The sequence below is a fragment of the Hyphomonas sp. genome (assembly GCF_046313975.1).
Lineage (GTDB): Bacteria > Pseudomonadota > Alphaproteobacteria > Caulobacterales > Hyphomonadaceae > Hyphomonas.
The window spans coordinates 22,481-35,110 of sequence record NZ_JBKBXB010000016.1 but is presented as its reverse complement, the minus strand read 5'-3'; the positions used below and the strand labels follow the sequence as shown (position 1 = coordinate 35,110).

Sequence of the window (12,630 nt, the reverse complement as noted above, 5' to 3'; positions counted from 1 at the left end):
GGTAGCCTCTCCGGATGGCCCGTCGTCCCGCGCCGCCGCAATATGAAGCGATCACGGAAGGCGTGCGCATCCGCGTGCGCCCGCGTTTCCTGCATGACGAGTCCGAGCCCGGTCGCAGCCATTTCATGTGGTCGTATTCGATCGAGGTGGAAAACGAGAGCGACCGGGTGTGGACCATTGCGCGCCGGCACTGGCGGATCGTGGATTCGGCAGGGCGGGTGCAGGCGGTGGACGGCGAAGGCGTCGTCGGCCAGACCCCGACGCTCAGCCCCGGCGAGCGCTTCAGCTACACGTCCGGTGCCCCGCTCGCGACTCCTTCGGGGCTGATGAGCGGCACCTACGATCTGGTTGGCGAGAATGGCGAGGAGATGGTGGCCATCATCCCCGCCTTTTCACTGGACAGCCCCTACGACACCTCGCGGCCGAGCTGAGGCCTACTTCTTCAGCACGGGCTGCGCGGGCATGACGCCGTTGATTTCCAGGACACGGAAGTTCCTGGACATGAATTCGGGCGTGAACAGAAGGTGCAGTTCTTCGGATGTCAGCAAGCCCTTGAATTCGGCAATCGCCTCGGGTGATCCTTCCGCATACAGAACACTTCCGCCGGCTTCATCGACCAGGATGGCGCCATATTCCTGAAGCGCGCGGGCAATGACTTTCGCCGACGGTGACAGCATCGTGTTCTCGATGTCATAGGACGGGTCAAGCATGATGCGGGCGCCGAGCGGCAGGCCGAAGGGATTGTCTACGCGGCCTTCCTGCGAGGCAATGCCGGTGCTGGCGGGCGGGACAAAGGCACTGGTGCGCACGTTCGGATAGCCGAAGGCGAGCGCGTGTTCGATTCGGCCGGCTTTCAGCTCGTCAACGCGGATCAGGCCGGCGGTCAGCGGCACGCCGGAAGGGCGCGGGCTGGCGGCCAGCAGCGGGCTTTCCGTCGTCATCCAGGGCGGGCTGACGCCGGTGCCGCGCAGATCAACGGTAGCGCCGAAGCCGGCAAACCAACCGCCATCCTTGTTCTGGCCCGCCTGGCGCATTTCCCAAGCAGAGCCGGTCTTGCGGTCTTCGAGCACGATATAGCCGGTGCCAAGGTCCGGGCCGCCCGGGGCCGCACCGTCCGGGATCGGGATACGCTGGCGCGGGCCAAAGCCGCGACCGTACTGGTTCGGATAGAGCGCCTGAACATAGCGCTTGGGTGTGGTCTTGCCATCGACCTGGTAAACGGCAACCGACCATTCCGCGATGTTGATGTGGAGCGGGTTCATCTCGACGAAATCGGCCATCAGGACGTCCGAATTCGGGTCAATCTTCGCGTCTGCGGGGATTTTCGTGTTCCACGGGCTGCCGGCAGAGAACGGGCGGTAGGGGCCCGCCTGTTCCGCCATATCTGTAGCCGCTGCAGCAGGCTCGGCGCCGGTCTGGGCGCATCCGGCAAGGATTGCAGCGCCGAGGAAGGCGGCGGCTGGCAAAATGGAGCGCATCATGAGTTTGGTCTCCCTGACTGGGTTCTGACCGTCTCCGTGCAAAATACCTGCCGCTCACCTGACAGGCGAATTCCGCCCAAAAAGAAAGCCGTGGCAGTTGCCCGCCACGGCAAGTCCCTGGGAGGAAACCTGAGGTCAGTAACGATAGCTCAGCGTGACGCCGTAGGTCCGCGGTTTGCCGGCGAAGCGGAGCACCACGTTGGCGTTGGAGGTGATCTGCTGCCAGTAATACTCGTCCGTCAGGTTCTGTCCCCAGACCGAGATGTCCCACTTGTCGTTCAGCGAGTAGACGCCGAGGGAGCCGTTGAGGATGCCGTAGGAGTCGATGTCATAGAGCGGATCATTCGGATCGCCAGCAGTCGACTTGCTCTGCCAGCGGCCGGACAGCGAGCCGCGCAGGCCCAGCGTCTCGTTCAGCGGACGGTCATAGAGCAGGGCAAGGCTGGCCGAGGTTTCCGGGCTGTAGAGCAGCGGGTCGCCGGCGCGGCTCACAGGCAGGCCGAAACCGTCAGACGTGTCGAATTCCTTGATCTCGGTCTGCAGCAGTGTCAGGCCGCCAATCGCTGTCAGGTTCTCGTTGACCAGCCAGGTGATTTCCGCATCGAGGCCGTAGGCTTCCGATTTCGGAATATTCTGCAGGCGCGAGAGTGCCCGGTAGATCGGATCCGGGAAGAAGGACGCCGACTGCTTGTCTTCGTAGTCGTAGAAGAACAGCGAGGCGTTGGTCTGGAGGCGCTGGTTGAAGAACTGCGCCTTGATGCCGGTCTCGTAAGCGAGCAGCGATTCCTGCGTCGCCGGGGCGTTCTGTTCGGACTTCGAGGCGGCGTTCACCGGCGTCGAGGCAGACTTGTAGCCCTGTGTCACCGAAGCGAAGAGCAGCATGTTGTCCTGCGGCTTCCAGTTGCCGGCGATCCGCCAGCTGACGTTATCTTCCTTGGTGTCGGATGTGACCGGACCGAAGGAATTTGTGGCAAGGTCGTAGGTGTTACAGCCATTTTCCGTCAGCGCTGCCGGCGGAACGGGCAGGCCGTAGATCAGCGAGAAGAACACGCGGTTGAACACGTTGACGTTCGGCTGCATGGAGCCGTTCACATCGCCGGAGCAGCCGGCATATTTCTGCTGGTCTTCCGTGTAGCGGATGCCGGTTGTCAACGAGAATTCCGGCGTGATTTCCCAGTCGGCATTGGCGAAGATGCTCTTCGTCGTCGATTCGAAATCGCCTGTATCGTAATAGGTCTGGAACGAGTTGAGAAGTTGGGCCGCCGTGTACGGAAGACCTGTTTCCGGATCGACATTGACCAGCGAGACGAGCCCCGAAACCGCGCCCGGCAGGCCGAGCAAAGTCGGATCAACGGTCAACAGGTACGCCGCCGTGGAGACGAAGTTCGAGTTGGCATTGTCGCGCAGCATCGTGCGGTTGCCATCTATGGTCTCGTCCTTGCCGTAATAGGCACCGACAAGCCAGTTTGCGCGGCTGTTCTGGCCCTCAAGGCGCAATTCCTGGCTGAAGGATTTGATCTCGCCGTCAATGTCCTGCAGCAGGATCTGGTAAGGCACACCCGACCAGTCGAGCACGGCTTCACGCTCCAGTTTGTTGTAACCGGTCAGCGAGACAAGGCGCATGTCATTGTCGAACGTGTAGTTCATGCCGAGGCGCAGCGCGTGGAAGGAGGAATCCTCCTCATGCGGACCATCAATGCCGGGTACGCCTGCAACCGAAGCGGCGCGGTCAGCGTAGGGCGCCCAGTCGGATTGTTCCGCGCTGGTCGGGAAGTTGTTGGCGAGGTAGGCAATCAGGCCCGGCTGGTTGAAGCCCGCCGTCGATGACGGACCGCTGGTGCCCGGCACGATGAAGTTCGGGTTGGTGTTTGGCGTCAGGCCCATGCCCTGTCCGCCGATCGTGTCGGACTTGTTGAGCCAGCCATTGTAGGAAAAGTCGATGTCGAGATTGTCCGTCGGCTGGAATGCCAGCGAAGCGCGGAAGCCGAGCTTGTCGACCGTGCCGCGATCCTCGTTCGGGCGGCTGTTCGAGCGCTGCCAACCCTCGTCGCTGTTCTCGCTGCGGAACGCGAATCGCGCCTGCAGGTTTTCCGAGAGCGGGAGGTTCACCATGCCCTCGATATTCCAGGTGTCATAGTTGCCGAGATCAACAGAGGTGCTGGCCTCGAACTGGTCGGACGGCTTGTTGGTGACGACGTTGACAAGGCCGGCGGTCGTGTTGCGCCCGAACAGCGTGCCTTGCGGGCCTTTCAGGACTTCGACGCGCGACACATCGAACATCGGGCCGGAGTTCATGAACGGATAGGGATAGGCGACCTCGTCAACATAGGTGCCGACGGTTGATGTAGCAGACAGGTTGATGGTGTTGAAGCCGATTCCCCGCAGTGTGTAGGTCGGTACGCCCTGATAGGACTGCGACACCGAAAAGCCCGGCACGACCGTCTGCAGGTCTTCGACGCTGTCGACGCGGAGCTGTTTCAGCGTGTCACCGCTGAAGGCCGCAATCGCCATCGGCACGTCCTGCGCCGACTCTTCGCGGCGGTTCGCGGTGACGACAATTGAGCCGAGCTTCAGCGCGCTCGTCTCTTCGGTTTCTGTGGCAGCCGGCTCAGCAGCGGTGTCTTCCTGTGCAAAGGCAGGGGCCTGCGCGGTCAGCGCGATGGCTGACACGCTGGCAGCAAGAATCATACGGCTGGCGTTGGGTGACTTCATGTTTTCCTCCCGGGAGATAGCTTATCGGTGTTTGGATGGGAGAATGACGGCCCGGCGAGGGCGCGGACAAGCTATCGAAACTGATAGTATGACGCTGCGTCTACAGGCCCAGCACAGCCTTCGCCATGATGTTGCGCTGCACTTCGTTCGAGCCGCCATAGATCGAGCCCGCCCGGTTGTTCAGGTAGCGCGCCATGCCGGTCACCAGTGCGTCCGGCCCGATCACCGGCACATTCGCGCCCGGCAGCCAGGCGTCCGGCTGGTGTACGCCGGCATGTTCGCCCAGCGCTTCGATGCCGAGCGTGTCGATGGCCTGCATCAGCTCGGTGCGTTGAACTTTCAGCATCGAGGCTGCCGGCCCAGGCGGCTGCCCGCCGGTCAGCTCCGCCAGCACGCGCTGCTCGGTGATCTTGATCGCCTCCAGCTTCATCGACACGTCGCCGAAGCGCCGGATCAGCCCGGCATCCGCCCCATGCGTGAACAGGTGCGTCTTCAGCCGCCCCAGCACGGCCTCAAGCCCCGCCGATGAGCCGCCGCCCCGCTCGAATTCCAGAAGGTACTTCGCCACCGACCAGCCATCATTTTCTTCGCCGAGGCGTCCGCTTTTCGGCACGCGCACATTGTCGAAGAATACCTGGTTCAGCTCATGCTCGCCCGCCAGCGTGATGATCGGGTCGACCTTGATGCCGGGCGATTTCATGTCGAGCAGAAGGAAGGTGATGCCCAGCTGCGGCTTTGTTTTCGGATCCGTCCTTACAAGGCAGAACATCTTGTTGGCGTGGTGGGCGTGGGTCGTCCAGATCTTGGTGCCATTCAGGATGTAATCGTCGCCGTCGCTCTCCGCCTTCAGCTGCAGCGAGGCGAGGTCTGATCCCGACCCCGGCTCCGAATAGCCCTGGCACCAGTAATCTTCGCCCGCCAGCAGGCGCGGCAGGTAGTACGCCTTCTGCTCTGGCGTGCCGTAGCCGATGATGCACGGCCCCACCATGCCGAGCCCCATCGGGGCAAGGCCCGGCGCGCCAGCGCGCGCACATTCGGAGGCGAAGATATAGCGCTGCATCTCGTCCCAGCCGGTGCCGCCATATTCTTTCGGCCAGTGCGGCGCCACCCAGCCTTTCCTGTGCAGGATGCGTTGCCAGGGCAGGGAGTATTCCGGCTCGATGAACACGCTCGTCGCAAGGCGTCCGGCTGCCGCAAGGTCAGGCGTCAGTTTGTCCTTCAGGAACGCTCGCACTTCATCACGAAAAGCGATATCCTCCGGCGTCAGATCGAGGTTCATGTTTCTGGTGTCTCCCCAAGCGGCGCATTTTTCTTGTCTCACGAAACCGGGCCGCGTCCGGCGGTGCAAGCTGACAGAAGTGATAGGCCTCCGGCAAGCGTCATGACTCAAATACCGGACACTTCCGCGCTCAAGGGCGTGCTCGGCCTTGCCCGCGACATCGAACGCGCGGGCCGCGACATGGGGCTTCCTTACATCGCCGTCAGCGCCGATATCAGCGATCCCGCGCCGATGATCGGCCCGGATGGAAAGCCGCTCGCCGAAACGGTGTTCCGCTGGCTGAACCCGGACGTCGAGTACTGGAAAGACCGCTCCTTCGCTCTGCGAGCCAGCCTCATCCAGGTGTTCCGCGTCTGCGCCGAGCCTTTCTATTTTCATCAGGGCCGCCTCGGCAGCTGGCGCGATGTGCGCGCGCTGGACGAAGTCAACGCCCATCTCGATCCGCAAGACTATGCCGGCCACGGCATTGGCGGCGCCATCGCCGCGCCGATCCATTCCCCGCTCGGCGCCATCGGTGCCATCGTCTGGGCAACCGGCGACGCGGCGCTCGATGTGCCTGCCATCTTCACCGCTCGTGCGGCAGAGCTTCACCTCCTGTCGCTGAAATTCATCTCCGCCTACCGCGACGCTGTGCAGGCGCACGCGCCTTCAGAATCGGTCGAGTTCACGCGACGCGAAATCCAGTGCCTGAAATGGGCCGCAGCCGGAAAGACGGATGCCGAGATCGCCACCATCATGAGCGTCTCGGTGCCCACAATCCGCTTCCACATGACCAATGCCAGCCGCAAGCTCGGCGTCTCCGGCCGCTCGCAAACCATCCGCCTCGCCACCAATCTCGGCTATATCGGCCCGGCCTGAAATGTGCCGCTTCTGCGCATTTGCATCGATTGGCGTAAACCTTCGGCAAGTGGCACATGAAACTCTGCACGCATGCAGCGTCCACACACCTTTGCGACTGGAAACGGTTCCCTAACCATGGCAGAGTCCCCCGCGCCCCTGATCGGCGGCATTGATGCTGGCGGCACAACGTTCAAGTGCGCCGTCGCTGCGCCGGACGGGCGGTTGCTCGCAACGCTGCGTGTGCCCGTCACCACGCCGGAAACCACCATCGGCGCCTGTGTCGATTTCTTCCGCTGGGAAATGAAGGAGCGCGGCACCAGGCTAAACGTGCTCGGCATTGCCAGCTTCGGCCCCATCGATGTCGACCCGGCCTCGCCGGACTATGGCACGCTCTACGCGACCCCCAAACCCGGCTGGGCGGGAACACGCCTTTCTGCGCGCTTCTTCTCCGCGCTCGGCGTGCCGGTTATTCTCGATACGGACGTTAATGGCGCCCTCGCTGCAGAAGTGGACCGCGGCGCTGCTCGCGGCCTTTCCAGCGCAGCCTATATCACCGTGGGCACGGGCATCGGCGCCAGCCTCTGGTCTTCCGGCGCGTTCATCGGCAAGCCGTCGCATCCGGAGTTCGGCCATATCCGCGTTGAGCGCCATCCCGCCGACCGCGAGTTTGCAGGGGTCTGCCCTTTCCACGGCGATTGCCTTGAAGGCCTCGCCAGCGCCCCCGCCATCGCCCGCCGCTTCGGCCCGCCGGAAACTCTGCCTGCGGACCATCCGGCCTGGGAGATTGAGGCCTTCTATCTTGCGCAGGCCTGCGCAGTCCTCTTCTACACCGGCCGGCCGCAGCGCATCCTGCTCGGCGGCGGCGTGATGCAGGCTGAAGGGCTGGTTCCGAAAGTGCGCGCCGCCTTTGGCCATTTGCTCAGTGGCTATCTCGGCCTCACGGATGGCGACATCGAAGCCCTGATCCAGCGCCCGGCGCTCGGCGAGGATGCCGGCCTCTTCGGCGGCGTCACGCTGGCCCGCCAGGCCATGGCGAACAGCGACTGGACCGCATAAGCCGTACACGGAGCATGCAAAAGAAACGCCCGGCCGCGCAATCTGCGGGCCGGGCGCTTTGATCGGGTTGTGTTTGCCGAAGCTTACAGAACGCGGTCTTTCAGGTCCTTCGACGGACGGAAGGCAACTTTCTTCGAAGCCTTGATCTTAATCGACTCGCCGGTTGCCGGGTTGCGGCCTTTGCGGGCGGGGCGGTGGCGAACCTGCAGGATGCCGAGGCCGGTGATGCGCAGCTTCTTGCCCTTCTTCAGGTATCCGCCCATGCGGTCGATGAAGTCGGTGACAACGAGTTCAGCCTGCTTTTTCGGCATTTCGTGCGCTTCCGACAGTTCTGCCGCGAGGTGTTTCACGGTCATCACGTCCGGCGCAGCTTTCTTCGCAGCGGCTTTTGCCGGGGCTTTCTTGGCAGCCGGAGCTTTCTTCACCGGAGCCTTTTTGGCAGCCGGAGCTTTTTTAACAGTCTTCGCCTTAACGGCCATGTCAGTATCCTTTCTAGACATTGGGGGGCAAAAAACAGCCTGATTAAAGGGTTTTTGCTGTTTTTTAGTTACAACGATGTGTGTGATTCGAGGAAGTGCGTGACCGAATATCTTTGCTTTACGCGCCGCGCAAGCTGGGGAATGGAGCGGGTGAGGGGAATCGAACCCCCGTCGTCAGCTTGGGAAGCTGCTGCTCTGCCATTGAGCTACACCCGCGCGCGCCCGGCTATTTGAGCCGGAAAACCCTGCTGCGCAAGGCCCGCCTTTGCGCACTGGCGCCCGCACCCGCACCCGTGTAAATGGCCCCAAATGAACGGATTTCTTGCAGTTGCCCTCGGCGGCGCCCTCGGCGCCAGCCTGCGTCACGGTGTCGGCCTTCTCAGCCTGCGCCACATGCCGCAGGGCTGGCCGTGGGGCACATTCACAGTGAACATTCTCGGCGGCCTGGCGATGGGCCTGCTGGCCGGCTGGCTGGCAGAGCGCACCGAAGGCGCCGGCCAGACCCTGCGCCTTTTCCTCGCCACCGGCGTGCTCGGCGGCTTCACCACCTTCTCGGCCTTCTCCCTCGAAGTGATGAATTTCATCCGCGCGGGCGAAACCGGCAAGGCGGCCGCCTATGCCGGCCTGTCGGTCGTGCTCGCCTGCGCCGCGCTTGCCCTTGGCCTCATTCTTGCCCGGAAACTCTTCGCATGAGCGGCCAGATCATCACCGAAATCGTCTCCGCCAAGGAAGCCGACACCCGCCTTGACCGCTGGATCAAGCGGCGTGTCCAGCTGACACAGGGCCAGATCGAGAAGATGCTGCGCACCGGCCAGATCCGCGTCAACGGCGCGCGCGCCAAGGCCAGCCAGCGCCTTGAGGAAGGCCACGAGGTGCGCCTGCCGATCTTCAGTACAGAAACAATGGCGCCCAAGGCGCACCATGCCGCTCGCGCCAGCGCAGAGGACAAGGCCTTCCTCGAGTCGCTCATCATCTATGAAGACGACGACATGATGGCCCTGAACAAGCCCGCCGGCATCGCCGTGCAGGGCGGTTCGGGGCAGGGGCGCCATATCGATGGCCTGCTGCAGAGCGTCTATGCCGAGGAGGAGCACCGCCCGGTGCTCGTCCACCGGCTCGACAAGGACACGTCCGGCGTCCTCCTCCTCGCCAAGCATCCGCGCGCCGCGCACCAGCTGGCCGACATGTTCCGCGGCCGCGACATGGACAAGGTCTACTGGGCGGTCACGGTCGGCGTGCCCAACCCGCCCATGGGTCAGATCCGCTGCTGGATGGTCAAGGGTGTTCCGGATGCGGACGAACCCTCGGGCTACCGACCCTATGATCCCAAAGCCGGCAAGCGCCGCGACGGCGACCGCGAACGCATGATCCGTTCCGCGCAGGGCGTCGAAGGCGCCCGCCACGCGATCACGGACTATAACGTCATCTCCACCGCCGCGCAGAAAGCTGCCTGGGTCGCCCTGCGCCCGGAAACCGGCCGCATGCACCAGCTGCGCTTCCACATGCTGGAAATCGGCACCTCCATTCTCGGCGACACGAAATACAAGTCCCGCCGCGAAGTGCCGCAGGGCCTTGCGCCCGGCCTGCACCTGCACGCCCGCGCCCTCGTCATCCCGCGCGAACACGGCAAGCCGACCGTCATCACCGCACCGTTGCCGGAGCACATGAAAGAAACCTTCGCCACGCTCGGCTTCCTCGAACAGGAAGCGGGCAAGGACCCGCTGGCGCCGTTCATCTGATGCCCGGACCTTCTAAGGATTTACGCCTCGCTATCTGGGACGTCGACGGCACGCTGGTCGACTCGCGCCGCGTCATCCAGACCTGTATGGAAACCGCTTTCCGCGAGACAGGTCTTCCGCCCCCGGACTATGAGGCGACGCGCAAGATCGTCGGCCTCGGCCTGTATGAAGGCTGCGCCATCCTTGCTCCGCCGGATATTGATCGCGGCAGGCTCGAGATGCTGGTGATGAATTACAAGAACGCCTTCACGGTGCATCGCACGTCAGACGGCTTCCACGAACCGCTCTACGAAGGCGCCCTCGAAACGCTGGACTCCCTGCGCGATGCCGGCTGGCTGATGGCGGTCGCTACCGGAAAATCCCACCGCGGCCTCGCCTCGCTCTTCGCCACGCATCCCATCGAGAATTATTTCGACACGGTCTGGTGCGCCGATGACGGCCCCGGCAAGCCGAACCCCTTCATGGTCGAGCAGGCGATGGGCGCGCTCGGCTGCACGCCCGGCCAGTCGCTGATGATCGGCGATGCCATCCACGACATCGCGATGGGCCGCGCTGCCGGCGTGCGCTCCCTCGGCGTCAGCTGGGGCTTCGGCCGCGCCGACGAACTGCAAGACGCTGGCGCCCATGAAGTGCACCATGACTTCCGCACACTGAGGGACAGTCTGAATGAGTTTGCTGTCGGCTAGGACCTACCGCACCGAATTATACTCCGCCCCCGTCGCGGCAAACCAGTCCCGCCAGAACAGCGTCACATCTTCCAGAGGCAGCGCATATTGCTGTCGCGGCACAATCCGGGCGGCAACTTCGACCCCCTCCAGCCCCGCCCGCATCGCGGCGAGGTCAGAGACTGCATACTTCTCCGCATCGGCCCCGCTGCGATACATCGAAAAACCTTTCGAATGCTGCATCAGGTCTGACACGAGAATCAGCCGGCGCGCCGGTACATGGTCCTGGAAATCCGGCCGGTCGCCGATCGTGTAGATCGCCTCCATCAGCGGCGAACTCGGCGCCACCGTATCGCGCAGCGCCTCATCCGCCTTCGCCATCATCGGCGCATGGAATTTCTTCTCCCAGGCCGCCGCGATCATCTTCGGGTTCTGGAAGATCGGGTTTGCCTCCTCCGCGCTGCCTGGCGAGCAGACCGAATATATCGTGACCGGATCAAACGGCGAAGCCGAGTTCGGCACCACCAGTGTCAGCCGGCCATAGCGCGGCATGACGCGTGCCTCGCCGTCCAGCAGGCTGCGCACCCAGTCGAGATCGGTCGCGTTGAACGGGTCCGACTGGTCGACAAGGATGATCGTATGCGCCGGGTCCTGCCGGTCGAGGCGGCATCCAGTCTCCTTGTCCGTGCCCGGCGGCTGGTGGATCGCCGCGGCGGCAAACAGTCCGAACACGGAGGTCAGCATCAGCGCAATCGCGCCGCGCCAGAACCAGGGTCCTGCTTCCTTGCGTCTCGGCATCGTCAGCCCGCCTTCTTCGCGTTGTCATTGCCGCGCGCATCGCGCACGCGGGCAATCTCGTCGGCCACCTTCTTCTCGATGGAAGATAGCCCCTGCTGCACCTGCTGGATATGCGTTTCCAGCCACTCGCGCGTCAGGTTCAGCGCCGTGATGTTCTGGTCGATAGTCTTGATCGCGGCATTCGCCTGCGCGCGTTCCTTCGCATAGTCGAAGGGCGGCAGTTGCGGCGTCAGGATCTCGTCGAAATAGGCCGGGCAGGCGGCTTGCTCGCCCAGCTTGTCGCGCAGCGAGTTGCGCATCCGCCGGTGCGCCTGCCGGTAAGCCACCTTCAGCCCGCGCTCCTGGTCTGCCGCTTTAGAGGCAATCGCGACCGCAATATCGCGCCGCGATTCCAGGAGGTTCATCGCCTTCTCGATCTCGCGCTTCGCCGCCGCATGGCGCGACAGCTGCGTCTCGAACCAGATACGGCTCGCGGAGAAATAGTTCGACAAGTCCCCGCGCAAATCCTCGCGCAGCTGTTGGCGTCGCTCATAGGCCTTGCGTTCTTTCCGCCACACGCGGCCATAACCGGGATAGGGGTCGGAAATCCGGTCATAGCCTTCATATACCGCCAGCGAGAAAACCGTCAGTCCAAGGATCAGAAGCGCAAGCGCCACGAAGCTGTCCAGCCCGAAAATGTTCGGGAACATGGTAGAGATCACAGCTCCGGGCGCTATCTCGAACATGGAAAACTCCGTCAGCCGGTTCTCCGCCTCGGCGGCCATCAGGCCGAGCTCCACGGCGTCGCGGAAATGCGCGACGAAGAAGTTCAGGAAAATGCCAAGCAGGATGCAAACGCCCGCCAGCACACCGCCGGCGATCTTCGCCGCCAGCGCCGGATGGTTCAGGTAGCGCAGGCCGAAGAAGCCCGCCGTCACGCCGAACAACACGTTCACCGCCGACACGCCAAACGCCACGAGCAATCCGCCCAGCAAGCCGGCGCTCTGCGCATCCTTGAACAGAAGCGCGTTGAACGCGCCCTCCACAAGCATGATGAAAACGAGGATGGCGATTGCCTGCTCGACATTCTTCTTGATGTCCGGTGTGCGCTGGCCAAGACGGTCGCCGTGTCGCTCCTTGAACGCCTGCAATTCTATGATGGCCGCCGAATGGCGCTCCTTCGCGTCATTGGAATCGTCTGTCTCGTAATGGCGGTATTCGTGTTCTTCCGCCTTGATCGCTTCGCGCAGCTGGTCGGGGTGAATGTCTGCCGGCGCCGTGTCGTGGATATAGTCGCGCACTTTCGCCGCCGTCACCGACATCCAGGTCGTGGTGCCCCGGCGCACCTCTTCGGCGCGCTCGGCGATCATCTGCTCGCGCTCGCTCCACTGGTCCTGCGTCATCGCTTCGGAGGCGGGCAGAGCGTCTGCCGCATCGCGCCGCGCCTCCTTGCGGGTGATGCCGCGGCTGAGGCCCAGCTCGCCCTTCGCGCGCCGGCCTTTCAGTCCGTGATCGGAGAGTTCGCTGCGGGCTTCAAATGTCCGGATCTGTTTCGGGCAACCGATATCCGTGCCCCAGCGCACTGTCTTCTTCGTCATTCCC

12 protein-coding genes and 1 tRNA gene are annotated in these 12,630 nt (G+C 63.5%); 6 read left to right on the top strand and 7 right to left on the bottom strand.

Features of this window, described 5'->3' with window-relative positions; genetic code table 11:
- Window positions 1-14: 14 nt before the first annotated feature.
- Window positions 15-431 (top strand): Co2+/Mg2+ efflux protein ApaG, encoded by a 417-nt coding sequence (gene apaG, locus ACK4TE_RS07760; protein WP_409910925.1) that lies wholly within the window; start codon window positions 15-17, stop codon window positions 429-431.
- A gap of 3 nt (window positions 432-434) precedes the next feature.
- On the opposite strand, the gene ACK4TE_RS07755 is transcribed toward apaG, so the two are convergent.
- The 3 genes from ACK4TE_RS07755 to ACK4TE_RS07745 all read right to left on the bottom strand — a co-directional run bounded on the left by ACK4TE_RS07755 (window position 435) and on the right by ACK4TE_RS07745 (window position 5,472).
- Window positions 435-1,481: a hypothetical protein gene (locus tag ACK4TE_RS07755; RefSeq protein ID WP_409910924.1), complete on the bottom strand. Its 1,047-nt coding sequence runs from the start codon at window positions 1,479-1,481 to the stop codon at window positions 435-437.
- Window positions 1,482-1,616: 135 nt separating this feature from the next.
- Window positions 1,617-4,193: a TonB-dependent receptor gene (locus ACK4TE_RS07750; RefSeq protein WP_409910923.1), complete on the bottom strand. Its 2,577-nt coding sequence runs from the start codon at window positions 4,191-4,193 to the stop codon at window positions 1,617-1,619.
- 100 nt (window positions 4,194-4,293) lie between these two features.
- Window positions 4,294-5,472, bottom strand: a complete 1,179-nt coding sequence (locus ACK4TE_RS07745) for an acyl-CoA dehydrogenase family protein (RefSeq protein WP_409910922.1) — start codon at window positions 5,470-5,472, stop codon at window positions 4,294-4,296.
- A 102-nt stretch (window positions 5,473-5,574) separates the two neighbouring features.
- On the opposite strand from ACK4TE_RS07745, the gene ACK4TE_RS07740 reads away from it, so the two are divergent.
- Window positions 5,575-6,330 (top strand): helix-turn-helix transcriptional regulator, encoded by a 756-nt coding sequence (locus tag ACK4TE_RS07740; RefSeq protein WP_409910921.1) that lies wholly within the window; start codon window positions 5,575-5,577, stop codon window positions 6,328-6,330.
- 117 nt (window positions 6,331-6,447) lie between these two features.
- Window positions 6,448-7,368 (top strand): ROK family protein, encoded by a 921-nt coding sequence (locus tag ACK4TE_RS07735; RefSeq protein ID WP_409910920.1) that lies wholly within the window; start codon window positions 6,448-6,450, stop codon window positions 7,366-7,368.
- A gap of 83 nt (window positions 7,369-7,451) precedes the next feature.
- On the opposite strand, the gene ACK4TE_RS07730 is transcribed toward ACK4TE_RS07735, so the two are convergent.
- Together ACK4TE_RS07730 and ACK4TE_RS07725 are read right to left on the bottom strand one after the other, a co-directional pair.
- On the bottom strand, window positions 7,452-7,847 hold the full coding sequence (locus ACK4TE_RS07730; RefSeq protein WP_409910919.1) for an HU family DNA-binding protein: 396 nt from the start codon (window positions 7,845-7,847) through the stop codon (window positions 7,452-7,454).
- A gap of 142 nt (window positions 7,848-7,989) precedes the next feature.
- Window positions 7,990-8,063: transfer RNA gene (locus ACK4TE_RS07725), tRNA-Gly, on the bottom strand.
- Between the two features lie 93 nt (window positions 8,064-8,156).
- On the opposite strand from ACK4TE_RS07725, the gene crcB reads away from it, so the two are divergent.
- Genes crcB through ACK4TE_RS07710 form a run of 3 tightly spaced genes read left to right on the top strand, consistent with a single transcriptional unit; the run spans window position 8,157 to window position 10,272 of the window.
- Window positions 8,157-8,540 carry a fluoride efflux transporter CrcB gene (gene crcB, locus ACK4TE_RS07720; protein WP_409910918.1) on the top strand — a complete coding sequence of 128 codons (384 nt, stop codon included), beginning with the start codon at window positions 8,157-8,159 and terminating at the stop codon, window positions 8,538-8,540.
- Window positions 8,537-9,586, top strand: coding sequence for an RluA family pseudouridine synthase (locus ACK4TE_RS07715; protein WP_409910917.1), 1,050 nt, complete (start codon window positions 8,537-8,539; stop codon window positions 9,584-9,586). The genes crcB and ACK4TE_RS07715 overlap by 4 nt, the downstream gene beginning before the upstream one ends.
- On the top strand, window positions 9,586-10,272 hold the full coding sequence (locus tag ACK4TE_RS07710) for an HAD-IA family hydrolase (RefSeq protein ID WP_409910916.1): 687 nt from the start codon (window positions 9,586-9,588) through the stop codon (window positions 10,270-10,272). The genes ACK4TE_RS07715 and ACK4TE_RS07710 overlap by 1 nt, the downstream gene beginning before the upstream one ends.
- A 3-nt stretch (window positions 10,273-10,275) precedes the next feature.
- Here ACK4TE_RS07710 and ACK4TE_RS07705 read toward each other — a convergent pair whose 3' ends face one another.
- Window positions 10,276-11,049, bottom strand: a complete 774-nt coding sequence (locus ACK4TE_RS07705; protein ID WP_409910915.1) for a hypothetical protein — start codon at window positions 11,047-11,049, stop codon at window positions 10,276-10,278.
- Window positions 11,050-11,051: 2 nt separating this feature from the next.
- Window positions 11,052-12,626: a hypothetical protein gene (locus ACK4TE_RS07700; RefSeq protein WP_409910914.1), complete on the bottom strand. Its 1,575-nt coding sequence runs from the start codon at window positions 12,624-12,626 to the stop codon at window positions 11,052-11,054.
- Window positions 12,627-12,630 lie beyond the last annotated feature (4 nt).

Bases quoted from the DNA above. Each gene is read 5' to 3' on its own strand.
- apaG (WP_409910925.1), top strand. From the start codon at position 15: ATGGCCCGTCGTCCCGCGCCGCCGCAATATGAAGCGATCACGGAAGGC.
- ACK4TE_RS07755 (WP_409910924.1), bottom strand. From the start codon at position 1,481: ATGATGCGCTCCATTTTGCCAGCCGCCGCCTTCCTCGGCGCTGCAATC.
- ACK4TE_RS07750 (WP_409910923.1), bottom strand. From the start codon at position 4,193: ATGAAGTCACCCAACGCCAGCCGTATGATTCTTGCTGCCAGCGTGTCA.
- ACK4TE_RS07745 (WP_409910922.1), bottom strand. From the start codon at position 5,472: ATGAACCTCGATCTGACGCCGGAGGATATCGCTTTTCGTGATGAAGTG.
- ACK4TE_RS07740 (WP_409910921.1), top strand. From the start codon at position 5,575: ATGACTCAAATACCGGACACTTCCGCGCTCAAGGGCGTGCTCGGCCTT.
- ACK4TE_RS07735 (WP_409910920.1), top strand. From the start codon at position 6,448: ATGGCAGAGTCCCCCGCGCCCCTGATCGGCGGCATTGATGCTGGCGGC.
- ACK4TE_RS07730 (WP_409910919.1), bottom strand. From the start codon at position 7,847: ATGGCCGTTAAGGCGAAGACTGTTAAAAAAGCTCCGGCTGCCAAAAAG.
- crcB (WP_409910918.1), top strand. From the start codon at position 8,157: ATGAACGGATTTCTTGCAGTTGCCCTCGGCGGCGCCCTCGGCGCCAGC.
- ACK4TE_RS07715 (WP_409910917.1), top strand. From the start codon at position 8,537: ATGAGCGGCCAGATCATCACCGAAATCGTCTCCGCCAAGGAAGCCGAC.
- ACK4TE_RS07710 (WP_409910916.1), top strand. From the start codon at position 9,586: ATGCCCGGACCTTCTAAGGATTTACGCCTCGCTATCTGGGACGTCGAC.
- ACK4TE_RS07705 (WP_409910915.1), bottom strand. From the start codon at position 11,049: ATGCCGAGACGCAAGGAAGCAGGACCCTGGTTCTGGCGCGGCGCGATT.
- ACK4TE_RS07700 (WP_409910914.1), bottom strand. From the start codon at position 12,626: ATGACGAAGAAGACAGTGCGCTGGGGCACGGATATCGGTTGCCCGAAA.